The 22,471-nt window shown below is 73.1% G+C and carries 21 protein-coding genes and 1 pseudogene; 9 read left to right on the top strand and 13 right to left on the bottom strand.

Annotated features, from left to right (window positions below; genetic code table 11):
• Positions 1-215: 215 nt before the first annotated feature.
• The gene (locus tag GTY56_RS33930) at positions 216-1,253 is read left to right on the top strand and encodes a hypothetical protein (protein ID WP_524540173.1); all 1,038 of its coding nucleotides are present in this window, start codon (positions 216-218) and stop codon (positions 1,251-1,253) included.
• Between the two features lie 32 nt (positions 1,254-1,285).
• Here the strand turns inward: GTY56_RS33930 and GTY56_RS33925 are convergent, their stop codons facing one another.
• The 4 genes from GTY56_RS33925 to GTY56_RS33910 all read right to left on the bottom strand — a co-directional run bounded on the left by GTY56_RS33925 (position 1,286) and on the right by GTY56_RS33910 (position 6,177).
• Positions 1,286-3,385, bottom strand: coding sequence for a xanthine dehydrogenase family protein molybdopterin-binding subunit (locus tag GTY56_RS33925; RefSeq protein WP_161369125.1), 2,100 nt, complete (start codon positions 3,383-3,385; stop codon positions 1,286-1,288).
• On the bottom strand, positions 3,382-4,386 hold the full coding sequence (locus GTY56_RS33920) for an FAD binding domain-containing protein (RefSeq protein WP_161369124.1): 1,005 nt from the start codon (positions 4,384-4,386) through the stop codon (positions 3,382-3,384). Before GTY56_RS33920 ends, GTY56_RS33925 begins: the two co-directional genes overlap by 4 nt.
• Positions 4,383-4,919, bottom strand: a complete 537-nt coding sequence (locus GTY56_RS33915) for a (2Fe-2S)-binding protein (protein WP_161369123.1) — start codon at positions 4,917-4,919, stop codon at positions 4,383-4,385. The genes GTY56_RS33920 and GTY56_RS33915 overlap by 4 nt, the downstream gene beginning before the upstream one ends.
• A 112-nt stretch (positions 4,920-5,031) precedes the next feature.
• Complete coding sequence (locus GTY56_RS33910) at positions 5,032-6,177, bottom strand: hypothetical protein (protein ID WP_202511098.1); 1,146 nt, start codon at positions 6,175-6,177, stop codon at positions 5,032-5,034.
• A gap of 654 nt (positions 6,178-6,831) precedes the next feature.
• Here GTY56_RS33910 and GTY56_RS33905 point away from each other — a divergent pair.
• Together GTY56_RS33905 and GTY56_RS33900 are read left to right on the top strand one after the other, a co-directional pair.
• Positions 6,832-7,281 carry an ATP-binding protein gene (locus tag GTY56_RS33905; protein ID WP_161369122.1) on the top strand — a complete coding sequence of 150 codons (450 nt, stop codon included), beginning with the start codon at positions 6,832-6,834 and terminating at the stop codon, positions 7,279-7,281.
• A gap of 12 nt (positions 7,282-7,293) precedes the next feature.
• A complete protein-coding gene (locus GTY56_RS33900; RefSeq protein WP_161369121.1) occupies positions 7,294-7,656 on the top strand; it encodes a hypothetical protein in 363 nt (120 codons plus the stop codon).
• A 45-nt stretch (positions 7,657-7,701) separates the two neighbouring features.
• Here GTY56_RS33900 and ppk2 read toward each other — a convergent pair whose 3' ends face one another.
• Positions 7,702-8,658, bottom strand: coding sequence for a polyphosphate kinase 2 (gene ppk2, locus GTY56_RS33895; RefSeq protein WP_202511097.1), 957 nt, complete (start codon positions 8,656-8,658; stop codon positions 7,702-7,704).
• A 256-nt stretch (positions 8,659-8,914) separates the two neighbouring features.
• Here ppk2 and GTY56_RS33890 point away from each other — a divergent pair, with 256 nt between their 5' ends.
• On the top strand, positions 8,915-10,447 hold the full coding sequence (locus GTY56_RS33890; RefSeq protein WP_237525157.1) for a glycoside hydrolase family 43 protein: 1,533 nt from the start codon (positions 8,915-8,917) through the stop codon (positions 10,445-10,447).
• Between the two features lie 16 nt (positions 10,448-10,463).
• Here GTY56_RS33890 and GTY56_RS33885 read toward each other — a convergent pair whose 3' ends face one another.
• From GTY56_RS33885 to GTY56_RS33865, 5 genes are all read right to left on the bottom strand, one after another.
• Positions 10,464-11,204, bottom strand: coding sequence for an SDR family NAD(P)-dependent oxidoreductase (locus tag GTY56_RS33885; RefSeq protein ID WP_161369118.1), 741 nt, complete (start codon positions 11,202-11,204; stop codon positions 10,464-10,466).
• A 103-nt stretch (positions 11,205-11,307) separates the two neighbouring features.
• The gene (locus tag GTY56_RS33880; protein WP_161369117.1) at positions 11,308-12,684 is read right to left on the bottom strand and encodes a glycoside hydrolase family 43 protein; all 1,377 of its coding nucleotides are present in this window, start codon (positions 12,682-12,684) and stop codon (positions 11,308-11,310) included.
• Between the two features lie 247 nt (positions 12,685-12,931).
• Complete coding sequence (locus GTY56_RS33875) at positions 12,932-13,330, bottom strand: cupin domain-containing protein (protein WP_161369116.1); 399 nt, start codon at positions 13,328-13,330, stop codon at positions 12,932-12,934.
• Positions 13,331-13,455: 125 nt separating this feature from the next.
• A complete protein-coding gene (locus tag GTY56_RS33870; protein ID WP_161369115.1) occupies positions 13,456-14,400 on the bottom strand; it encodes an MIP/aquaporin family protein in 945 nt (314 codons plus the stop codon).
• Between the two features lie 152 nt (positions 14,401-14,552).
• Entirely contained in the window at positions 14,553-15,314 is a 762-nt protein-coding gene (locus GTY56_RS33865; RefSeq protein WP_161369114.1) for a helix-turn-helix domain-containing protein, read from the bottom strand.
• Positions 15,315-15,413: 99 nt separating this feature from the next.
• Here GTY56_RS33865 and GTY56_RS33860 point away from each other — a divergent pair, with 99 nt between their 5' ends.
• Positions 15,414-15,983, top strand: coding sequence for a DUF2231 domain-containing protein (locus tag GTY56_RS33860; protein WP_346345644.1), 570 nt, complete (start codon positions 15,414-15,416; stop codon positions 15,981-15,983).
• Positions 15,984-16,064: 81 nt separating this feature from the next.
• Complete coding sequence (folE, locus tag GTY56_RS33855) at positions 16,065-16,721, top strand: GTP cyclohydrolase I FolE (RefSeq protein ID WP_161369113.1); 657 nt, start codon at positions 16,065-16,067, stop codon at positions 16,719-16,721.
• A 36-nt stretch (positions 16,722-16,757) separates the two neighbouring features.
• On the opposite strand, the pseudogene GTY56_RS40935 reads toward folE, so the two are convergent.
• A pseudogene (locus GTY56_RS40935) lies at positions 16,758-17,571 on the bottom strand (aminotransferase class I/II-fold pyridoxal phosphate-dependent enzyme); the annotation flags it as partial.
• A gap of 34 nt (positions 17,572-17,605) precedes the next feature.
• Here GTY56_RS40935 and GTY56_RS33850 point away from each other — a divergent pair.
• Positions 17,606-17,824 carry a winged helix DNA-binding protein gene (locus GTY56_RS33850; RefSeq protein WP_237525155.1) on the top strand — a complete coding sequence of 73 codons (219 nt, stop codon included), beginning with the start codon at positions 17,606-17,608 and terminating at the stop codon, positions 17,822-17,824.
• Positions 17,825-17,845: 21 nt separating this feature from the next.
• Here GTY56_RS33850 and GTY56_RS33845 read toward each other — a convergent pair whose 3' ends face one another.
• Entirely contained in the window at positions 17,846-19,648 is a 1,803-nt protein-coding gene (locus GTY56_RS33845) for a rhamnogalacturonan lyase (RefSeq protein ID WP_272923422.1), read from the bottom strand.
• Between the two features lie 817 nt (positions 19,649-20,465).
• On the opposite strand from GTY56_RS33845, the gene GTY56_RS33835 reads away from it, so the two are divergent.
• Together GTY56_RS33835 and GTY56_RS33830 are read left to right on the top strand one after the other, a co-directional pair.
• A complete protein-coding gene (locus tag GTY56_RS33835; protein WP_161369110.1) occupies positions 20,466-21,017 on the top strand; it encodes a DinB family protein in 552 nt (183 codons plus the stop codon).
• Positions 21,018-21,158: 141 nt separating this feature from the next.
• On the top strand, positions 21,159-21,866 hold the full coding sequence (locus GTY56_RS33830) for a GNAT family N-acetyltransferase (RefSeq protein ID WP_161369109.1): 708 nt from the start codon (positions 21,159-21,161) through the stop codon (positions 21,864-21,866).
• Between the two features lie 285 nt (positions 21,867-22,151).
• Here the strand turns inward: GTY56_RS33830 and GTY56_RS33825 are convergent.
• On the bottom strand, positions 22,152-22,471 hold a 320-nt coding region (locus tag GTY56_RS33825; RefSeq protein ID WP_161369108.1), incomplete at its 5' end, for an ATP-binding protein.

Below are 22,471 nucleotides of genomic sequence, written 5' to 3'. Positions count from 1 at the left end.
CTCCCGCACCGCCGGCCGACGACTGGCGGGATCCTGCGGAGGCGCGGCCCGCTCCGCCCGTACCGGACCGGACGGGCCAGGCGGAGGAGTACTCCCCGCCGGCCCAGGCGGACACCGCCGCCCCGGACGGGACGCATCCGCCCGCGGGACCCGGTACGGGCGACACCGACCAGCCGACGCGCCCGTTCGTCATCCGGTCGCTCGACGACAACCCGGTGGAGCTGCGGCCCGGCACCGGCCCGGCCTCCGGCGCGCCGTACGGCGACGCCGTCAGCGACCTGGTGCACGCGGCCGTGGCCGACCGGCCGCTGGAGGAGGTCGTCGACCTCATCGTCTCGCTGGAGGAGTCGCCCGACCACACGCAGGCCAGGGTCGACGCGCTCCGCACCGCCGGGGTGAGCCGGTCCGTCGAGGACGTGTCGCGGCTGATCGCCCTGCTGACCAAGCCCCCGCGTGACGCCGAGTGCGCCGACGAGGCGATCCGGGCCGCGGCCGCCCACCGGCCGGTGGAGGAGGTGACCCGGCTGGTGACCCTGCTGCACAAGGAGCCGCAGGAGCCCCACGTCCGCGAGGAGGCTCTCCGAGCGGCCGCCACCGGCCGCTCCGTCGGGGAGCTGGTCGAGTTGATCGACCGCCTGGGTCTGGAACGACTGGACCGCAACGGCCGCCGCCCGAACGGGACTTCGCGACCCGAGAGGGAGAACGGTGAGCCCGGGACGCCCCGCCGCCCGGGCAAGCGCCGCACGGCACGCCCGGACGCGGACCGCGAGACGCACCGCCCCCTGGACGACGCACCGCCGGACCGGGAGCATGCCACGGACCGGTTCGCCCGGTCCGTGTCCTGGTCGGGCTGGCTCGCCGCCCTGGCCCTCGCGGTGTGCGCGGTGGTCCACTTCCCGCTGCAGCGCGGCGACGCGTCCTTGCGGCTGCACGCGTTCGCCCTCGGCCTGTCGGTGCTGTGCACGGTGCTGGCACTGCTGCTGGCGCTGCGCCCCGTGGCGCTGGTGCTGGCAGGGGCGGTACTGGTGCCCACGGTGCTGGCCGGCGCCCAGGCGTACGGGAGTTCCTTCCCGTCGGCGTCCCTGTCCCGGGCCGTCGACCTGGCACTGGCCCCGCCGTGGCTGGCCGCCTCGGTCGCCGGATGCGCGGCACTGCTGTCCCTCGTCGCGCTGGTCTTCCGGGTACTGGCGCCCATCGCCGCCCGGCAGTGGGCCGCGGCGCCCGCGCCCGAGGCGCGCGGCATGACGGAGTGAGACCTCGGCCGGGCTCCGGCCGGCGGCCCCGTTCAGGCCCGCCGGCCGAGCAGCCCGGTCAGCACCCGGTCCGGGGTGAGCGGGAGTTCACGGAGCCGGACGCCCGTGGCGTGGTGCACCGCGTTGCCGATCGCCGCGGCCGTCCCGACGATGCCGATCTCCCCGATGCCCTTGCTGCCCATGGGGTTGAGACGGGAATCCTCCTCGTCCAGCCAGTGCGCCTCGATCCCGGCGACGTCCGCGTGCACGGGCACGTGGTACGACGCCAGGTCCGACTCGGTGAAGTCGCCGAACGCGGCGTCCATGGTGCTGCCCTCGGTCAGCGCCATGCCCAGCCCCATCGTCATGCCCCCGATGAACTGTGAGCGCGCCGTACGGGCGTTGAGGATGCGGCCCGCCGCATAGACCCCGAGGAGCCGGCCGACGCGGACCTCACCGGTGACCGTGTCCACGGTGACCTCGGCGAAGTGCGCCCCGAAGGCGTGCCGCGCGAAGTCGCTCTCGGCGTCCGCGGCTCCCGTCGTGTCGGCACGGTGGTCGAGGCCCTGCTCCGGCAGCGGCCCCGCGTGCCCGGCCAGCCGCCGGGCCAGTCCGGCACAGGCGTCGTGCACCGCCCAGCCCCAGGAAGCGGTCCCGGACGAGCCGCCGGCCAGTGGCGCCGACGGCAGTTCCGTGCTGCCGACCTCGATCCGCACCGTCTCCAGCGGCACACCCAGGGCGTCCGCACCGACCTGCGCGAGCACCGTCCGGGCGCCCGTCCCGATGTCCGTGGCGTTGATCCGCACCAGGAACGAACCGTCCGGCAGGGCGCGCGCCGTCGCCGTGGAGGGCCCCACCATGACGGGATACGTCGCCGCCGCCACTCCCGTCCCCAGCAGCAGGGAGCCTTCCCGGCGGACGCCCGGGCGGGGATCGCGCCCGGCCCACCCGAAGCGCCGGGCGCCCTCGCGCAGGCACTCGACGAGGTGCCTGCTGCTGAAGGGCCTGCCGCTGTCGGGCTCGACGTCCGGTTCGTTGCGGACGCGCAACTCGACCGGATCCATGCCGAGTTCGGTGGCGAGTTCGTCCAGGGCGGACTCCAGCGCGTACATGCCCGGCGCCTCGCCCGGCGCCCTCATCCACGACGGGGACGGCACGTCCAGTGCCGCCACCCGGTGGACCGTACGGCTGTGGGGCGCGGCGTACATCACCCGTGCGGGCACCGCTGCCTGCTCCACGAACTCCTTGATGCGGGAGGTGTGGGTGGTGACCTCGTGCGTCAGCGACGCGAGACGGCCGTCCGCACCGGCCCCGAGCCGCAGCCGGTGCAGGGTCGGCGCGCGGTGCCCGACGACGGCGGGCAGGTAGCGGCGCGGCAGGGCCACCGTCACCGGCCGCCCCGTCTCACGTGCCGCCATGGCCGCGAGCACGACGTCCGGGCGCGGCGTGCCCTTGGACCCGAAGCCGCCGCCGACGTGCTCGGCGGTGACGACGATCCGCTCCTTGGGCAGACCGAACAGCCCGGCGAGCACCGCCCGTACGGCACCGGTGCCCTGGCTGGAGGTGTGCACGGTGAGCCGGCCGTCCTCCCACCGGGCGGTGCTGGTGTGCGGCTCCATGGGGTGGTTGTGCAGCGGCGGCACCCGGTACGCGACGTCCACCCGGGCGTGCGCGGTCCCGAACGCCCCGTCGGGGTCGCCCTGTTCACGGACGGCCGGATGACCGCCGTTGGCCTCCTCGGGCACGTACACACCCGGATGCGAGGCCGTGAGGGTCACGTCGTGCTCTTCGGCGTCGTAGGTGACACGGACGGCGGCGGCACCGGCGCGGGCCGCCTCCAGGGTCTCGGCCACCACCAGGGCCACGAACCAGCCGCGGTGCGGGACGCGCGCGTTCTGCAGCAGGGCGAGCGTGGGATCGTCCGGCTCCGCGAGCCGCGGCGCGTTCTCGTGCGTGAGGACGGCGAGGACTCCGGGCACGGCCAGGGCGGCCGCCGTGTCGACACCGGTCACCCGGCCCCGGGCCACACCCGCCGGCACGGGCCATGCCCGGGCCCGGCCGGGGGAGTGGAACTCGCCGGCGTAGCGGGCGGTGCCGCTGACCTTCTCGCGTCCCTCCCGGCGCTCGGCGGGGGCGCCCACACTGCCGGTCATGAGGCCCTCCCGGTGAGCGCGGTCTCCGTGAGCCGGGACAGCACGTCCACGGCGAGATTGCGGGCGAGCGGCACCTTGTAGGCGTTGTCCCGCAGCGGTTGCGCGGCGGCCAGTTCGAGATCGACGGCGTGCTCGAACGCGGCCCGGGTGGGAGCCGCGCCCAGGAGTGCCTCCTCCGCCCGCCGCGCGCGCCAGGGTCGGTGCGCCAGCGCCCCGAAGGCGAGCCCCGCGTGCCCGACCACGCCGTCCTCCAGGCGCAGTACGACCGCGACGGACGCGAGGGCGAAGGCGTACGAGGCGCGGTCGCGGGCCTTGCGGTACGCCGACGGCAGCCCGGCCGCGACAGCCGGGAGCACCACGCCGGTGACCAGTTCGCCGGGACGGATCTCGGTGTCCTGCTCGGGCCGGTCCCCGGGCAGCCGGTGGAAGTCCGCCGCCGCGACACTCCGGGGCCCCTCGGGTCCGACCAGTTCGACACGCCCGTCGAGAGCGCAGAGGGCCACCGCCATGTCCGAGGGATGGGTGGCGATGCAGTGGGCGGAGTGCCCGAGCACCGCGTGATCGCGGTGGACGCCGTCCCGTGCTCCGCAGCCGCTGCCGGGCTCGCGCTTGTTGCACGGCTTCGACAGGTCCTGGAAGTACGGGCACCGGGTGCGCTGGAGCAGGTTCCCGCCGGTCGTGGCCGCGTTGCGCAACTGCCCGGAGGCACCGGCGAGCACCGCCTGCGACAGCGCCGGGAACCGGTCGCGGACCAGAGGGTGGGCGGCGAGGTCGCTGTTGCGGACCATCGCCCCGACGCGCAGCGCGCCTCCGGGCAGTTCCTCGACCGTGTCCAGGGGCAGCCGGGTGACGTCGATCAGGGCGGCGGGGGTCTCGACGCCGAGCTTCATCAGGTCGACGAGGTTGGTGCCGCCCCCGAGGTAACGCGCTCCGGTGTGCGAGGCGTACGCGGAGGTCGCCTCCTCGACGCTGCCGGCGCGGACGTAGGCGAACTCCTTCACGGGATCACGTCCTCGACCGCCTCGACGATCCGCGGATACGCGCCGCACCGGCACAGGTTGCCGCTCAGCCGTTCCCGGATCTCCTTGCGGTCCAGCGGCACCGGCTCGCCCGAGGGCGCCGCCGGGTCGGTGACGTGCGAGGGGTGGCCGGCCGCGGCCTCGGCGAGCACACCGGCCGCGGAGCAGATCTGGCCCGGGGTGCAGTAGCCGCACTGGAACGCGTCGCGTTCCAGGAAGGCCCGTTGCAGGGGATGCGGTTCCTCGCCGTCGCCGTCGCCTGACAGACCCTCGACGGTGGTGACCTCGCAGCCGTCGAGGGCGACCGCGAACAGCAGACAGCTGTTGACGCGCCGCCCGTCGACCAGGACCGTGCAGGCTCCGCACTGGCCGTGGTCACAGCCCTTCTTGGCGCCCGTGAGGCCGAGATCCTCCCGCAGGAGGTCCAGCAGGACCCGGCGGTGGTCGACGGTGAGTGTGTGGGGTTTGCCGTTGACGCGCAGCGTGGTCTGCGTGTGGTGCTGGAGGTTGCCCATGTCGTGGAGGACCTTCCCGGGCGGGCCGTGGTGCTGTACGGACCGCGTATCCAGGAGGACACGACTGACACGTGCGCCCCACGAGGAGGATGCTTCTCCCCGTCCCGCGCCCCTACTGCTCCGACGTCACGCTCGGGGCGGGGGTGCCTTCGTCGGCGGGCGCGGTCGCGGGACGCTTGGCCTTGAAGCGTTCGAACGTGCGGGTGAGCTGCTGGAGCGGTGAGACGGCCGGCGGATCGGACGGCCGGGGTCTGGCGGGAGCGGTCTCGGCGGACTCCTGGTAAGCCTCCAGGGCCTCGTGGGCGCGTTCGGCCGCCTCACGGTACAGGTCACGGGACTTCGTCATGGCCTCCAGCGCCTCGGCGTACATGGCCACCAGACCGCGCTGGCGCTCCAGCTCCTCCTGGAGCGTCAGCAGGTGCCAGTTCTCGCGCAGCGCGGTGAGGGCGTCCTCGGCGCCGTCCGGCAGGGGCCTCGGGAGCGCGGCGAACCGCGTCACCGCGTCGACGAGGTCGGCCGGTTCCGAACCGTCGAGGAACACCGCGCGAACGGAGAAGTCCTGGGCGTCGTAGCCTTCCGGCGCGGGGACGCCCGGCAGCACCACCGCACCGCCGCGCGGCACCTGCACGCCGGAGTCCCGCAGCGCCCAGTTCAGGCCGCGCAGCTGCTGCGGGGCGGCGTGATGCTCCACCACACGGTGCCGCAGGCCCGGCGGCAGCCACTGCGCGAGCGGCCTGCGCCCCCGGTCGTCGGTGCTCATCGCCTCGTGCACGACCACGTGAATGTGCCATCCGCCGCGCACCGCGTTCCTCAGCAGGCGGCGGATCTCCCTGTCGTCCTTCGGCAGCTGGTTGATCTCACCCGGGACCAGGCGCGTGGCGGCGTCCTCGTCCCAGGCGGTGTCCGGCTCCTGCGGCCAGAACAGGCCGGTGGGGGAGGGCCACGCGTGGTCCCACGGCTGCTCGGCCTCGGCGACCAGCATCCACTCCTGACCGGTGCCTTCGCCCGCGCCGGGTTTCAGGCTCAGCCGGGCGCGCACGGTCACGTCGCCGCCGACCCGCCAGCGGGCCTCGAAGACCCGTTCCGCCGGCCCGGTCTCGTCTTCGGGCAACTCCAGAAAGTCGTCGATGGCCTGACTGTCCTTGCGCTGCTGGAGCGAGCGCCGGAGAACGTCTTCCGCGTCACCCGGGGCGTGGCGGCCGCGGGCCGGCCACACCGAGGCGGGAGTCATGGAGCGGACGGTGAGGGAGGTCTGCATGGGTCCATCTGTGAGCGGGGGTACGTGCGTCTGCCAGTATCGTCGCCGCAGGCCGCCGGGTGCTACCCGGGGTCGCACCGAGCCGCGGGCGCCGGTGGGGTACGTGTCCACGAGCCTTCACCTCCCGGGCCGGCCGCGGCGTGCGCCGTCGGTCATGCGCACCGCCTACCCGTCCCGGCCCGGGCCATGTGACGCAAGGCCGGCCGGGTGGGGCGACCGCCCGGCGCCATGGGGCACCAGGCAGCGCGATCCGGTGTCCGGCGGCGCTCCGCGGTGGTGCCGGGTGCACGGGATGTGCGCCACGCGCGCGGGGTGTGCGCGCCGCGCGCGCACCGGGAGGGCTCACGCGTGGCCCGTCCGCCGTCCGATCCCGACAATGGTGCGCACGAGCAGGGCCCGCCCACCATCCGCATCGGGGCGGGTCCTGCTCGCTTCGCCCCGCGCGGGGCGCCGTTCAGCGCTCCCCGCCACCGGCGGGGCTCGCCGCCACGAGCCCGGTCGCAGACCGGCCGGCGAGGACGTTCAGCCGCTCCTGGGGCTGGTGGGTCTGTTCTGACCGAGCCACCGCTGGCAGCTCCTCAGGCCTGACCGGGCGGGGGCCGGGTACACGGCCCGTGCACGAGATGGTGTGACGGAGGAGAGGGGACCGGGGGAGTGTCGGTGAAGGCTATGGGCTGGGCGCATTCGTTCCGGATGTCCGAAGGCGTACGCGCAGGGCGGGAGTGGACTCGCGGGCGTCTTGAATCCCTGCCCTGGGCCGCTGCCGAGCCGGACACGGTGGACGCCATCGTGCTGGCGGTGTCGGAACTGATCACCAACGCGCACGTCCACGCGCACAGCGACGCGCACCTCGTCCTGACGTGGGACGGCGACTGCCTCCATGTCAGTGTCCACGACGAGGACCCGACGCTGCCGCGCCAGCGCGATCCGGAGCCGGGCGAGGTCTCCGGCCGCGGGGTGGCGATCGTGCGCAAGCTCGCCGACGAGTGGGGGATGAGGTGCCAGCGGCACGGCAAGACGGTGACGGCATGCTTCCGTCCCGCCGACCCCGACCCCGACCCCGACCCCGACCCAGATCCCGGTGCCGGTGAGGCCCGCTCCTGAAGGAGAAGCGTCGTGTACCTGGCACGAGGGTCGAGTGACGACCCCTACCTCTGGCTCTGGGTCCTGGGCGCTGTCGCGCTGTACGCACTGATCAGCTACGCACTGGCGTACCGCGCCCGTACCCGGCGCGGTTCCGCGCACCCGGCCCATGACGCCCTGCACGACCTCAAGGACCGGGAGGACCCCCAGCCGCCCGAGAACCGCTTCGTCAGCCGCCTGATCATGCTCTCCGGAGCGGGGCTCACCGGCCTCGTCGCCTACCTGACCGGTGGCGCCGTGCGGGTCCTGACGGTCGCGCTCACCGCCTTGGCCGCGGTGAGCGTCTGGGCGTACTACGACCACCGCACGGGAACCCGCGCGGCGGCCCGGCGATGACGGGGGCCCGGGCCCCCCGCACCTGAGGCAGGGGACCCGGGAGCGTCAGTCGCTTGCGGGGTGCGTGCCGGGTCCGTGGACGCCGGGGGACAGCGGGGTCGGCGACAGTGCCGAATCCTCCTCGCCCGGTTCCAGCAGGGTGTCGGCGGCGCCGACGATGAGGGGATCGGGTGTGCCGACCGCCTGCCGGTCCTTGCTGGCGTAGTCCACGCGCGACAGCAGACTGCGCATGGTCTCCAGCCGGGCGCGCCGCTTGTCGTTGCTCTTGACGACGGTCCAGGGGGCGTGGGGGGTGTCGGTGGCCCGGAACATGTCCACCTTCGCCTCGGTGTAGTCGTCCCAGAGGTCCAGGGAGGCCAGGTCGGTGGGGGAGAGCTTCCACTGGCGCACCGGGTCGACCTGGCGGATCGCGAAGCGGGTGCGCTGCTCGGAGCGCGACACGGAGAACCAGAACTTGACCAGCAGGACGCCGTCGTCCACCAGCATCCGCTCGAAGTCGGGGCACTGGCCGAGGAACAGCTCGTACTCGTCCTTGGAGCAGTAGCCCATCACCCGTTCCACGCCGGCCCGGTTGTACCAGGAGCGGTCGAAGAAGACGATCTCCCCGGCCGTCGGCAGATGCGCGATGTACCGCTGGAAGTACCACTGGCCCAGTTCGCGCTCGGTGGGCTTGTCCAGGGCGACCACGCGGGCGCCGCGCGGGTTGAGCCGCTCGGTGAGCCGCTGGATCGTGCCGCCCTTGCCCGCCGCGTCACGCCCTTCGCACACGACGACCACGCGGGCACCGGTGTCCTTGACCCACCGCTGGAGCTTGAGCAGCTCTATCTGCAGGATGCGCTTGGTCCGCTCGTACTCCTTGCGGCTCACCTTGCGGTCGTAGGGGTAGTTCTCCCGCCACGTCCGGATGGGGCGCCCGTCCCTGTCCAGCACGATCGGCTGCTCTCTTCTGCTGGTGTCGACGGTCAGCCCGTCCAGCAGCTTGTCCGCGTCTTCGGCGCTCATCACTCGACTCCCCGTTCGGCTCGCACCCGCAGGTCAACGGTCTCACGTGTGCCCCGCCTGGCCCCTGTCATGTGAGCCGGCGGCCGGACGCCGGTGCCGCGCCGTCGTGGACGGCGTAGCCTCCTACCGGTCGCCGTCCCGCTCGTAGCGCGTGACGAGCCGACTGCGCTGACGCACGGCCCTGAGGGTTCCCGGGAAAGGACCCCTCAGTGGAAGACCCAGTTCTCAGCGAAAGGACCCGATGAGGGTGTCGAGCATGCCCCGCACCAGCTCTCCCGTCAGCAACCCCGTGATCCCCGGCTTCCATCCGGATCCGAGCATCTGCCGGGCCGGCGAGGACTACTACCTCGCGTGCTCCAGCTTCGAGTACTTCCCCGGCGTACCGATGTTCCACAGCCGGGACCTGGTGCACTGGACCCAGATCGGCAACGCGCTCGACCGGCCGGACCAGCTGCGCCTGCCGCCCGGCACGCCCTCCTCCGGCGGCATCTACGCCCCGACCCTGCGCCACCACGACGGGCGTTTCTGGTTGATCGTCACGAACGTGAGCGGCGACGGGAACCTGCTGTTCACGTCCACCGACCCGGCCGGGCCCTGGTCCGACCCGATCCCGCTGCCCGGCGTGCACGGCATCGACCCCGACCTCGCCTGGGACGACGACGGCACCTGCTGGTGCACCACCGCCGGAGTCGGGCAGATCCGCATCGACCCCCACACCGGGGAGACGTTCGGCGAACGGCAGCCTCTCTGGTCCGGCGCCCCCGGCGCCAAGGCACCCGAAGCACCGCACCTGTACCACATCGGCGACTACTGGTACCTGCTCATCGCCGAGGGCGGCACCGAGCGGTGCCACGGCGTCTCGATCGCCCGCGGCCGCACCCCGCAGGGTCCCTTCGAGCCCTGCCCGGCCAACCCGGTCCTGACCCACCGGGGCACCGACCACCCCATCCAGAACACCGGCCACGCCGACCTGGTGGAGGGGCCGGACGGCTCCTGGTGGATGGTCCTGCTCGGCGTCCGGCCGCACGGCGGCACGCCCGGCTGGCACGTGCTGGGCCGCGAGACCTTCCTGGTGCCGGTGACCTGGTCCGAGGGCTGGCCGGTCGTCGGCGAGCTCTCCACCGTCCTGGCCCCGCCCCCCTGGCCGCTGCGGGAGCCCACGGCCCCGCCGGTCCGCGACGATTTCGACTCCGGTGAACTCGCCCCCGCCTGGGTCTCGTTGCGCTCCCGGCCCGCGGAGAACTGCACCACGAAGGAACGGGCCGGCTGGCTGAGCCTCCGCGCGGCGGGCGAGTCGCTCGACGACCCCGAGGTCACCTTCGTGGGCCGCCGTCAGCAGCATGTGTCGTGCCGGGCGCGGGTCCTGGTGGACCCTGCGGAGGGGCGCGGAGGCCTGGCCGTCCGTCTCGACGAGGAGCACCACTACGAGATCGAGGTGACGCCGGGCGAGGTGCGGGTCCTGACGCGCGTCGGCCCGTTCCGCTCGCAGGTGGCGTCCCGTGCGACGGCCGCCGGCCCGGTGGTGCTGAGGATCGAGACGGCGGTCACCGGGCAGGTCACTGACGCGCGCCAGGGGCCGGACACCGTCTCCCTCGGCATCGAGGACCCGCAGGGCTCCTTCACCGCACTCGCCGCGCTCGACGGCCGGTACCTGTCCACCGAGGTCGCCGGCGGCTTCACGGGCCGCGTCATCGGCATGTACGCCGCCGCGGGAACCGTCCACTTCGACTGGTTCGACTACGAGCCGGCCGGCCCCGACGAGCCGGGCCGGCCGGGCTCCGCGGACTGAGGACGGGCCCGGCCGCTCAGAGGGCGGTGCCCGTCTCCTCGGCCAGGGCCCGCACGAGGCGGTCCTGGAACGCCTCGTCGTGAACGGCGCGATGCGGCTGCAACCGCCGGCCGTGGTACCAGTACCCGCCGGCGGTCAGGGCCTCCGGGTCGTCGCTCGACGCCAGCCACTCCTGCGTCTGGTGGCCGAGCTCCAGGTCGTCCGGGGCGCTCGGCCCGCCCATTCTCGTCGGCACCCAGCCGGGGTCCACGGCGTTGCTCAGCACTCCGGGGCGCAGCCGGGCCACCGCGGCCGCCAGGGTCGTCACGAAGAGCTTGCTGTCGGCGTACGACCCGGGGATCCCGCCCCGCCAGTCGGCCCCGTCCAGCGACGACGGGTCCCCGCCGAGGTGCGAGTTGCTGCTCAGGTACACCAGCCGGCGGGGTCCGCGCAGCAGGGCGGTCAGCAGATAGGGCGCGACGATGTTGACGGGCATGACGGCCCGCCCGCTCCACACCCCGGCATTGTGGATGACGGCGTCGAGGGGCGGCGATGCGTTCAGTTCCCCGGCGATCCGCCGCACGGCGTCACGCTCGGCGAAGTCGCCCACCACGATCTGTGCCCCGCGGTCGGCGAACCGGCCGAGCGCCGCCGTCCGCTCCTGGTTCCGGGCGTGCACCACCACGTCGTGGCCCGCGGCCAGCAGCGCCCGGGCCGCGGCCCGCCCCAGCCCGTCCGCGGACCCGGTCACCAGGATCCGGCTGCGTGCTCCTCGCATGAGACTGCCTCCTTCGGCCGGATGCGCGCCCCGCGAGCAGACACGCGCCGGATCACACGGCTGTCGGGCCCGGGCACCCGACGTGGCCGTCGAACGCCGGCTCTCAGTAGCCGACGCGGAAGGTCGCGTCCTGCCGGTCGGGCGTCGTGGAGACCGGGTCGATGCGCAGAGCGTAGTCGGCGTGGCGGAGGTAGCGGGTCGGGTTGTTGTGCGACCGGAACGAGGACCAGGTGGCGTCCGCCAGGCCCGCCGTGCGGTGGAAGGTCGCGTCCGCGGCGAACGTCGACGTGTTGTCGTCGACGTCGAGGCGCAGCGCGTAGTTGTAGTGCCGCAGGTAGCGGGTGGGGTGGTTGACGGACCGGAAGGAGACTCCGGAGCTGTCGGCGAGCCCCGGGACCAGGGTCCACAGCGAGTCCTTGTACGGCTCGATCGGGTACTCGTCCAGACGGCCCAGGTAGTCGGCGTGGCGGACGTAGCGGGACGGGTGGTTGTAGGACTTGAGCCGGTTCCAGGCCGGCGTGCCCCACTTCGCGAGCAGGTTGTCGTGCTCGGCCGTGGTGATCGTCGCGATGCCGCAGTGCTTGGAGTTGACCGGCTGCGTGTACGTCCGCTGGTCGAGGGCCGACCAGGTGCCGGAGGCGAGGCTGGTGGACTGCCAGGCGTAGAACACGCCGTTGGGCGTGTAGGTGTCGCCCCACAGCCACCAGGTGCCGGAGGTCATCGACTTCACCACGGTCGGCGCCTCGGTGCCGCCGTGCGCCACGCCGGTGCCGAACTCGGTGAAGCTGCCCGGGTTCAGGGTGGTGGATCTGGCGGCCACCAGGGTCTGGTTCTTCTTGAAGTAGAGGTAGTTGTAGCCGTTCACGCCGACGGCCATGTCACCGTCGATGACGTCGTAACCGGGGTCGAAGAACACCTGCGGGGCGGAGGCGGTCACGAAGTCGGTCGTGTAGTTGACCATGATCACGTTGTGGCCGCTGGAGTTGACCGAGGAGTAGATCACCGCGTACTGCCGCCGGCCCGCGTCCCAGAACGCCTCGGGGGCCCAGCTGTGGGTGGCCATGTCGTGCAGCTTCAGCCGCCGGTAGCCGGTGAAGGTGCGCAGGTCGGCCGAGTCCCAGACGTGGATGTACTGGCTGTTGTAGTTCCAGTCGGTGCCCTTGAGGTCGGTGGCGAGCACGACGAACGTGCCGTCCTGCTTGCGCATCAGGAACGGGTCCCGCAGCCCGAGCGCCCCCGCCGTGGGGGTGACCAGGGGGTTGTTCTGGTTGAGCGGCGTCCAGTTGAGCCCGTCGGGGCTGACGGCGAGGTGCAGGCCGTAGTCGGTGCCGTCGCCGAGCCTGGTCGACTCGGTGAAGTACACCATCGCGTAAGCCGAGTCGGCTGCGTGCGCGGTGCCGCTTCCGAGGGCCAGGGACAGGGGTACGGCGGCGCTCATGCCGAGGAGTCCGCGGCGGGAGAGGTGGGGGTTTGCGCTCATCTTGGTCTCCAGGGAGGCGAGGGTGCCGGACTGCCGCTCTGCCGGGCGGAGCCGGGGAGGACCGGTCCCCTGTCCAGCTTCGGGAGGGGGCTGCGCTTCACCGCACTTGATCGATATACCGAACGATGTTCGTGTTGCCGGATGGGAACGTAGGGCCGCCGCACCACCACCGTCAATACTCGCGCTCGTCCTGCCGTGAACGCGGGGTCGGCGACCGCTTCCTCTGCGCCCCTGCCCTGTACGGCTGTTACGGGCGGGGGCGGCTCTGGATCCGCATGCCGGGCCGGCGGCGGTGGACCGTCACGTACGTCAGGCCGCTCTCGCCCGCGGTCACGTTGCGGACGCTGCCGTGCGGCAGCCAGACGAGGCTGCCGGGCTCCACCGGGTGCGGGCCGTCCGCGGCACCGAGCGTGCCGTCGCCGGTGACGACGAGCAGCAGGACGTCGAGGTCGGGTTCGGCGTGGGTGTCGATGGAGCCCCGGGGCGGGACGCGGATGAGGTTGGCGTCCAGTTGGCGGCCGGGCTCGGCCAGGCGCCACAGGGCTCCGGCCGATTCCGGGGCGGTCGCCGCGAGCGACTCGGTGTTGCCCAGGATCCGCGGAACGGGGGCGTCGCCCGCGCCGGGGAACCCCTCCGGGTCAGTCATGGATCCTGCCACCGTCCGATTCGGGTCTGCTCCGGGCCGGTTCCCCTGCCGGCAGGCGATCCGCACCGCTCACGGGCGGATACCCCGAGGAATCTAGCACCGTCCCTAGCCCGGGCCGTGCCCGGTCACTCCTCGTCGGAGGTGGTGGGGCGTGTCCGCCCGGGCTCCGGTTCCTCGCCCCGCTGGGCGCGGGCGTGCAGGACGTCCCCGATGAACAGGTCGTACACCAGCACGCCGATTACGCCGCCCACGAGGGGTCCGACGATCGGGATCCACCAGTAGTCGCTGAACGCTCCGGCCAGGCTGCCCGGAAACGCGAGGTCCTCCCATCCCGCCATCCAGGTGAGCAGCCGCGGGCCGAAGTCGCGGGCCGGGTTGATGGCGTACCCCGCGTTCGCCCCGAAGGACATGCCGATGGCCGCCACGACGAAGCCGATCACCAGCGGGCCGAGGTTGGCCTTCACGGCCGTGTTGCGCAGGTCGATGACCGCCACCACCAGCATGACCAGGAAGGCCGTGCCGACGATCTGGTCGACCAGCGGGCCCCACACGCCGCCGTTGAAGTACGGCGCCGGGAACGTGGCGAAGACGGAGAACGACGCGAGGGTGTGCCCGTTCGTCTTGGGCCCCTCCATGGCGTCGTCGAAGGCGTTGATGGCGTCGTGGTACACGGCGTAGACCAGGGCGGCCCCGGCCAGGGCCCCGAGCACCTGGGACACCCAGTAGGGCACGACCTTCACCCAGGGGAACCTGCGGCGCACGGCGAAGGCCAGGGTGACCGCCGGGTTGATGTGCGCTCCGCTGACGCCGCCGGCCACGTAGATGCCGAAAACCACGGCCATGGCCCAGCCCCAGGTGATCAGCAGCCAGTCCCCGGCGCCGAGGAAGAAGACGGTGGGTCCCTCGGTGCGCCCCGAACCGGGCAGTGCCGCCACCGCCATCGCCACCACACCGCATCCGAAGGCGATGAGGACGAACGTCCCGAGGAACTCCGCCAGGCACTCGCCCGCCAGACCTGCGCGACGCCGGAGCCGTGAGGGTTTCACCAGAGGCCTGATCTCCACTGCCATGCGATCTCTCCCAGGGGTCGCCGCGCTCCCGGCTGACGCGCGGTAGTCACGTCGTAACCCGGCGCATGCGTCACGGCAACCGCAGCAGACCCTGTGCCGACTCGCTCACCCGGCGCGCCGGACGAACCGGTGCCGGTGTGCGACGGCGATCGTCACTGACCCCCGGACGTCTCGTCCGCTACGGCCGTGCCCTCGGACTCGCCCGTTCCCAGCCGGACGCAGCATTCCCCCGGCTCCGGCGCCGGCACCGCGCGGACGCCGTTGACTTCGAGGCCGCTGAGGTAGCCGCTGAGGAACGCGTGGTTCATGCCGCACACCAGGTCCGGGGCCTTCGCGGCCAGTGGATGGAAGGGGCAGTTGCGCAGCCGGAGCCGGGTCGGGGTCTCCCGCACCGGCTCGTAGCCGTACTGGTCCAGCAGGCGCTCGCAGGTGGTCAGGCCGCGCTCGGGGCCGAGCCGGCCCGGGCGGGTCTCGTGCCGTGCGGCCTCGCCCACCTGCCGGCCGCGCTCCTCCGCGGCGCGCATCGCCGCCTGCGTGGCGTTCTCGTCGGCCCGCTCGGTGAGCACCGCGTCCAGGAGCAGGTCCGCCAGGAGTTCGTGGCGCCGGTCGGGGATGCTCACGGTGATCTGGGCGTCGGTGGGCTCGTACACCTTCGGCTGCCTGCCGACCTTGCGGGTGCCGCCCGGTGTCTCGTAGCGGGCGCGCAGCAGGCCCGCGTCGACCAGCTTGTCGAGGTGGAAGGCGGCGAGTTTGCGGGAGATGCCGACACTGGCGGCGGCCTCGTCGCGGGTGACGGCGCGCCGGGCCCGCCGGATGAAGGCGAACATGCGCCGGCGCGAGTCCTCGCTCAGGACGCTGACGGAGTCGATGGCGCTGCCGGCCGGGTCGGCCTGCGCGGGCGGATCAGAAGCCACAGGGCCACCGTAACTCCTACCCCCATGGGAGCGAGAGCTCTTCCGGCGCTCTGTTCTGCACCACTTGACGTCCGCCCGGAATAAAGGAAACACTTCTTGGTGAAACTCCTGGAGGTCCTCATGGTCACAGAGCCACAGCTTCAGGCCAAGCGCCCCGTCAGCGCCCCGCTCGCCGGGCCGTACGGCCATCCGTTCCACCCGATCCTGGTGACCGTGCCGATCGGCGCCTGGGTCACCAGCCTGGTGTTCGACATCGCCTCCCACATCGTCAGCAGCCCGGGCTTCCTGACCCGGGCCTCGGAGTGGCTGGTCGCGGTCGGGGTGATCGGTGCCCTGCTGGCGGCCCTGACCGGATTCCTCGACCTGCTCGCCCTTCCCCGGGCGGCCCCGGCCTTTCGCACCGCCCTGGTCCACATGACGCTGAACCTCCTGGTCACCGGCGCTTACGTGGTGAACTTCCTGTGGCGCCATGGCGACCACGCCGACGGCGGCAGGGTCGGCGTCGGCCAAGTCGTCCTTTCCGCCGTGAGCGTGGCGGTCCTGGGCCTCTCGGGCTACCTGGGCGGCAAGCTCGCGTACCGCTACGGCGTCCGCGTCGCCGACGAGAACACCCAGGCCGAGGGATACACGCCCGGCACCGGTGCAGGCCGCTCCCGCCCCTCCGTATGACCCCGTCCGGCGCACCCGCCCGGCCGGACGGGTGCGCCCCGGTCCTCCTCCCCACCGCCCTCGCCATCGGAGACTGCCGACATGACCGATTTCCCCGCCCAGACCCCGCTCCGGAGCGACCTGCTCGACCAGGAGGCGACAGCGCCCGCCCGGCCCGCCCTGCGGGTGGTCCACGAATCCGACGGCATCGACCTGGCGGCCGCGGAGGCCGCCGCGGGCCGCTTCCTCGACGCCCTCGGCATCGACACCGCGTCGGAGAGCCTGCGTGGCACACCCGGCCGGATGGCCCGCGCCTACGCCGAGCTCTTCAGCCCGCGCCCCTTCGACCTGACCACCTTCCCCAACGACGAGGGCTACGACGAACTCGTCCTCGCCCGGCGCATCCCCGTCCGGACCGTCTGCGAGCACCATCTGCTGCCGGTGGTCGGTGTCGCGCACGTCGGCTACCTGCCCGGGGCCCGCATCCTGGGCCTGTCCAAGCTGGCGCGCGTCGTCGAGCACTTCGCCTGCCGCCCCCAGGTGCAGGAACGCCTGACCAAGCAGGTCGCCGACTGGTTGCAGGCGCATCTGGAACCCAAGGGTGTGGGCGTGGTCATCGAGGCGGAGCACTCCTGCATGACGCTGCGCGGTGTGCAGGCCACCGGCTCCGACACCCTGACCTCCACCCTGCTCGGCCTCCTGCGCTCCGACGCCCGCTCGCGCGGCGAGTTCCTCGCCCTGACGCGAGTGACCTCCTGACGAAGGAGACGCGCCCGGGCCCGCCGGGGCCGGGGATCACGGCCGGGCGAGCCGCGTGACCCGGTCGTGCAGGCGCTGTACGTGGTCCTCGGACTCCGGCTTCGTCAGGACGCTGCGCAGGATGCGGGCGCCGTCGGCGTCGGAGGTGACCTGCGGTGAAGGCGTCGCGGTCGGCCTTGAGGGTGCTCAGGAACACGGGATCGGTGCCCGCCATGCCGTCGGCCAGGACGCGTGCCGACGCCGCGTCGACACCGCTGAGGGTCGCGGGCTGCACCGAGGGGAAGTAGCCGACGATGTCCAACTCGGGCCGCTGGTACAGCTCCAGGGCGTCCGGGTCGACGACGATCGAGTCGCACCGGGCGATCGCCCGCCAGGGCTCCGCGGGGAGCCCTTCCGGGCCGTCGGCGCCGGCGAGCAGGGTGAAGAACCCCCCGTAGGCCGCGTCGACATGGAGCCGGACTCCCGTAGCGGTCCCGGAGGGCGAGGGCGGAGTGGGCCGGGTCGACGGCTCCGAGGCCCGTGGTGCCCGCGGTGAGCACGACCGTGCCCACTTCTCCCGTCCGCAGGATGTCCTCAAGCGCGTCGATGCCGGTCCGGCCGCGGTCGTCGGGTCGGGACCGGGGTACCCCTTCATGCCCAGGACGTGGCACATGCGGCCGTGGGTGTGGTGCGCGTCGGCGCTGTAGGCGATGCCGCGGCCGGGGTGGAGCTCGCGGGCGACGAAGAGGGCTTCGAGATTGGCGATCGTGCCGCTGGTGGTGAGGTGGCCGAGGTGGGTGTCGTGGCCGAACATCGCGGCCGGCTGGGCGACGGCCTCGCGTTCCATGCGGGCGGTGGCCGGGCCGCAGTCACCAGCAGCGGCATCACCCGCCTGAAACGACCGTATGGAGGGAGCCGGCCTGGTGCGGCACGGGCCGGCTCCCGGAGACCGCCGAGGCGTCCTGGTCGAGGCGACCGAGCACGGCCGTGCGGTGTTCCTGCGGGCCGCCGCCGTCCACGCGCAGGTCGTCGAGCGGTACTTCGTGGCGCCGGTGGCCCGCGCCGACTACGCACGACTGACCCACGCGCTGGGCGAGATCGACAAGGCGCTGCGCGACACCTGACGGCGCGGCAGGGCCCCTGGGTCAGGGGGTGTGGACCGAAGGCCGGGGCGCCGTCGGCATGTTGGCGCCGATGAAGAAGCCCGGGTGCGGGGGCTGGTTGTAGGCGGTGTTCTGCCAGGCGAGCGCCGTGCGGTACTGGGTGTCGTGGAGCAGGGTGGTGATCTTCGTGCCGGTCTGGTTCGGCGTGGAGTAGATGCGCAGCGCCTTGTTGTCACTCGTGCGCCAGATCACCTCTTCGCGCCAGTCGCCGAGGATGTCGCCGGACAGTACCGGCGTGGACTTGGTGCCGTTGTTGGAGGCGACGCCGGAACCGGTCAGCAGCCGGGTCTCGCCGGACGTGCCGTACTTGTCGATGCGGGTGCCGTCGAGGAGCTCGCGGACGGGGTCGCCGTCCCACCAGGACAGGAAGTTGATGCTGGAGGGCTTCCGGCCCAGGGAGGCGCCGGTGGCCGAGCGCAGGGTGGTGTCGGCGGCGGACCACGCCTCCGCGCCCGCGCTGCCGGCGTGGACGTCGGCGGCGACGCCACGGCCGTTGTCGGAGCCCGACGCGGTCTGCCACAGGATCTGCCCGGTCCGGGCGTCGGCCATCCAGGAACCGGGCTTGCTGGAGTCCTCCGAGACCTTGAAGTACTCCAGGCCGGCGCGGCCGGGGTCGAGGTCGCCGACGTGGCCGGCGTCGCCGTGGCCGAGCCGGGTGGTCCACAGCCCGCTGCCGTTGTCGTCCACGGTCATGGCGCCGTAGACGATCTCGTCCCTGCCGTCGGCGTCGACGTCGGCGACGGACAGGCTGTGGTTGCCCTGGCCGTCGTAACCCTTGCCGCTGTTGGTGGAGGAGGTGGTGTCGAAGGTCCAGCGGCGGGTGAAGGCGCCGCCCCGCCAGTCCCAGGCGGCTATCACCGTGCGGGTGTAGTAGCCGCGCGCCATGATCAGGGAGGGGCGGGCGCCGTCCAGGTAGGCGGTGCCGGCGAGGAAGCGGTCGACGCGGTTGCCGTAGTTGTCGCCCCAGGAGGAGACGGTGCCGCGGCCCGGGGCGTAGTCGACGCTCTGCATCGCCTTGCCCGTCCGGCCGTTGAACATCGTCAGGTATTCGGGCCCGGACAGGACGTAGCCGCTGGAGTTGCGGTGGTCGGCCGAGGAGCTGCCGATGACCGCGCCGGTGCCGTCGCGGGTGCCGTCGGCGGTCTTCATGGCGACCTCGGCCTTGCCGTCGCCGTCGTAGTCGTAGACCTGGAACTGGGTGTAGTGGGCGCCGGAGCGGATGTTGCGGCCCAGGTCGATGCGCCACAGCCGGGTGCCGTCGAGCTTGATGCCGTCGACGACGGTGTTGCCGGTGTAGCCGGACTGGGAGTTGTCCTTGGCGTTGGTGGGCTGCCACTTGAGGACCAGGTCCAGGACGCCGTCGCCGTCGAGGTCGCCCACGGAGGCGTCGTTGGCCTCGTAGGTGTAGGCCGAGTCGCCCGGCGCGGTACCGCCCGCGGGCGGGGAGACCGGCACGTCCTTGTAGCCCGTGCGGAACTGGACCGCGGGAGCGGACGCGGCCTGCTCGGTGCCGTTGACCACGGCGCGGACCGTGTAGTCGGCCGAGGCCGCGCCGCCCGCGTCGAAGTAGTTCGTCGAGGCGGTGACGGGGGAGGAGTTGAGTCTGGTGGAGCCGCGGTAGACGTTGAACGACACGGTGTCGGGGTCGGTCGCCAGCCACCGCCAGGCCACCAGGTTTCCGCTCCCGGTGTGCACGCTGGTCAGTCCGCGGTCGAGCTTCTCGACCTGCCGGGCGGTCGCCGCGTTCGCGGTCTGCGGCAGCGCGACGAGCGCCGAGACGGCCAGTGCGGCGGCGGATACGCTGCCGACGAAGCGGCCGCCCGGCCGGAAGGGCGATCGCCAGGGGCGTGGCGCGGTGCGGGGACGCCGGTACGGATCGGTCACGGTGGCCTCCGGGGCGTGGGGGGGTGTGGGAACGCTCCCATGGTGGGGGAGCGTAAGAACGAGCTGATGACTCGTCAAGGTTTCTGTCCAGTCTGCTGTTCGGGCCTGTTCGTGCCTGTTCGGGTCCGTGGTTTTCCTGGTGGCCGGTGGCCGGTGGCCGGGGGCCGGTGGTCGTCGAGGACGGCACCGGGTGGTCGCGTTGGTCCTGTCGCCCTCGACAGGGCGGCCGCTGGGGCAGCCTCGTCGACCCTCTGCACGTCGTCCGGCACCGCCCACGGACGGGCCTCGGCACCGCGCTGCTCTCCCGCGCCGCGGAGGCCGTCGCCGAACGCGCGCGTAGCCGCGCGCTGTACCTGTGGGCGCTTGAACAGAACACGGCGGCCCAGGAGTTCTGCCCCTCCCTGGGCGGCACCTGCGTCGAAAAGGCGTCGGCCCCGCCCCCGGCGGGGTATCGTCCCGGCTCGCCGGATCCCCCGCCGAGTTCCGCTTCACCTGGCCCGACGCCTCGCTGCTCGCGCGGCCCGACGGTCGGCGCGAGGTGGCGACGACCCGGAGGGGCACGCCGTGACGCCCGGCACGGCGGCCGCCGTCGGCCACTGCGAACAGCCGCTCGCCGGGGGCGCACCCGGATGCCGGGCGACGGCGTCCCTCCGCGCGCGGCGGTCCCAGCCGCGCGGACGGCGTCCACAGCGGGTACGACACGACCGGAAGGGCGGACATGACCGAAACCACCAGAAGGGCCGAACTGTTCGGCGGCACCGACAGCGGTCCCCGGTTCACCGGCCCGACGACCGGCGACGAACGGCGGATGCTCGTCGACGTCCTGCATGGCCAGCGGACCACGCTGCAACTCAAGTGCTCCGGCCTGGGGCCGGAGTTGGCCCTGCGGTCCGTCGCGCCGTCCACGCTCTCCCTGCTCGGTCTCGTCCGTCACCTCGCCGAGGTGGAACGCCGCTGGTTCCGGCGGGTCCTGGCAGGGCAGGACGCGCCGGACCTCTTCTCCTCGACCGCCGACCCCGACGAGGACTTCCACGGAGCAACGGACGACCCCACGGGCGTCGCCGCGGCGTGGGAGGCGTGGCGGGGCGAGGTGGCCTTCGCCGAACGGTTCGTCATCGAGGCCCCCGATCTCGATGTCGAGGGCGACGACTCATGGCGCGGAACGGTGTCGCTGCGCTGGGTACTCATCCACATGATCGAGGAGTACGCCCGTCACAACGGCCACGCCGACCTGCTCCGCGAGCGCATCGACGGAGCGATCGGCCTGTGAGCCGGGGCCGTGCCCTGCACCGGCCCGCCCCCCGCCCGCCGGCCCCGGCGGTCACCGCACTAGCATGGCCGGCGGCATCCGAAGACGCCGCCGGCCTCCTGTCCGGCCGGCACCGACCGAGGTCAGGGAAGGCGCAGCACGATGACGGGGCTCAGCGACGCCGACGCACTCGACGACCCGGTGGGCGCGTCCCTCCGCGGGCACCACGCCCACCTCGCCCGCCGGCTCGGTGCCGCCGCCACCTACGTGCCCGGGGTCGCGACCTTCTCCGCGGTGCCCGCCGACCCGGACGCGGAAGCATGGGCCGACCTGGCCAAGCTGCTGGGGCCGGGCGAGTTCGCCGACATGTTCAGCTGCCCGGCCGATCCCCCGCCGGACTGGGAGCCGGTCTTCGTCCTGGAAGGCCGGCAGATGATCTGGGCCGGCCGCGAGGGCCCGGACCCGTCCGGTGCCGAGACCGACGCCGGCATCGTCGAACTCGGTGCGGAGAGCGTGCCCGAGATGCTGGACCTCATCGAGCGGACCAGGCCCGGGCCGTTCTGGCCCCGCACGCACGAACTGGGCACCTACCTCGGCATCCGCGACGGCGGCACGCTGGTGGCGATGGTGGGGGAGCGGCTGAAGCCTCCCGGATGGACCGAGCTCAGCGCCGTCTGCACCGCCCCCGAGGCGCGCGGCCGGGGCCACGCCGTCCGCTTGCTGCGTGCCCTCGTCGCACGCGTCCTGGCGCGCGGCGAACGCCCCTTCCTGCACGTGGCCGAGGAGAGCAGCGGCGCGCTCGCGCTCTATGAACGGCTCGGCTTCGAGACGCGCAAGCACGTGACGTTCCGCGGGTTCCGTACCCCGTGAGACAACGGGGCGGCACGCACCGCCGCCCCCGGCCAGGCCGCCCAGGTCTTGCAGGCCGGGTCGCCGGAGATCAGGCGCTCCGGCAGCGGGCTGGGTGCACATCTGCCCGAGGTCCCGCACGGAGCCGACGGGTGATCTGCCCGTCGCGGACACGATCTTCGGACGTTGTGTCAGGAGGGCTGACAGGCGGCACTCACGGCCCGTTCGGCCCGGGCCGGTGCTGAGATCCGGGACGTCGAGGAGACGGTCCACGGGGTGTACGGCATCGGCCGGTGACGAGCTGCCTCACCAGGCCGCGTCCTCCCACTGGTCCAGCAGGGCGTCGGCCGACACCTCCTCGGGTTCGACCGCCGGGCTCCGGGTGGACTGTTCGGTCCAGATCACCTTGCCGCGTGCCATGTAGCGCGTTCCCCACCGCCGGGCGAACCGGGCGACGAGGAACAGTCCCCGCCCGCCCTCGTCGGTGATCGCGGCCCTGCGCAGATGGGGCGAGGTGCTGCTGCCGTCGGCGACTTCGCAGATCAGGCTGTCGCCGTCGCGCAGCAGGCGCAGCCTGATCGGTGCGATGCCGTAGCGGATGGCGTTGGTGACCAGCTCGCTGACGA

Source organism: Streptomyces sp. SID5643 (assembly GCF_009872555.1).
Classification (GTDB): domain Bacteria; phylum Actinomycetota; class Actinomycetes; order Streptomycetales; family Streptomycetaceae; genus Streptomyces; species Streptomyces iakyrus.
Note: the sequence above shows the minus strand (reverse complement) of the source record. Positions and strands in the feature narration are given on the sequence as shown.

Coding starts and splice junctions, on each gene's coding strand:
- GTY56_RS33875 (WP_161369116.1), bottom strand. CDS start 13,330: ATGACTGACCCGGAGGGGTTCCCCGGCGCGGGCGACGCCCCCGTTCCG.
- folE (WP_161369113.1), top strand. CDS start 16,065: ATGACCGATTTCCCCGCCCAGACCCCGCTCCGGAGCGACCTGCTCGAC.
- GTY56_RS33910 (WP_202511098.1), bottom strand. CDS start 6,177: ATGCAGACCTCCCTCACCGTCCGCTCCATGACTCCCGCCTCGGTGTGG.
- GTY56_RS33880 (WP_161369117.1), bottom strand. CDS start 12,684: ATGAGCGCAAACCCCCACCTCTCCCGCCGCGGACTCCTCGGCATGAGC.
- GTY56_RS33885 (WP_161369118.1), bottom strand. CDS start 11,204: ATGCGAGGAGCACGCAGCCGGATCCTGGTGACCGGGTCCGCGGACGGG.
- GTY56_RS33830 (WP_161369109.1), top strand. CDS start 21,159: ATGACGGGGCTCAGCGACGCCGACGCACTCGACGACCCGGTGGGCGCG.
- GTY56_RS33915 (WP_161369123.1), bottom strand. CDS start 4,919: ATGGGCAACCTCCAGCACCACACGCAGACCACGCTGCGCGTCAACGGC.
- ppk2 (WP_202511097.1), bottom strand. CDS start 8,658: ATGAGCGCCGAAGACGCGGACAAGCTGCTGGACGGGCTGACCGTCGAC.
- GTY56_RS33850 (WP_237525155.1), top strand. CDS start 17,606: ATGGAGGGAGCCGGCCTGGTGCGGCACGGGCCGGCTCCCGGAGACCGC.
- GTY56_RS33890 (WP_237525157.1), top strand. CDS start 8,915: ATGCCCCGCACCAGCTCTCCCGTCAGCAACCCCGTGATCCCCGGCTTC.
- GTY56_RS33870 (WP_161369115.1), bottom strand. CDS start 14,400: ATGGCAGTGGAGATCAGGCCTCTGGTGAAACCCTCACGGCTCCGGCGT.
- GTY56_RS33835 (WP_161369110.1), top strand. CDS start 20,466: ATGACCGAAACCACCAGAAGGGCCGAACTGTTCGGCGGCACCGACAGC.
- GTY56_RS33925 (WP_161369125.1), bottom strand. CDS start 3,385: ATGACCGGCAGTGTGGGCGCCCCCGCCGAGCGCCGGGAGGGACGCGAG.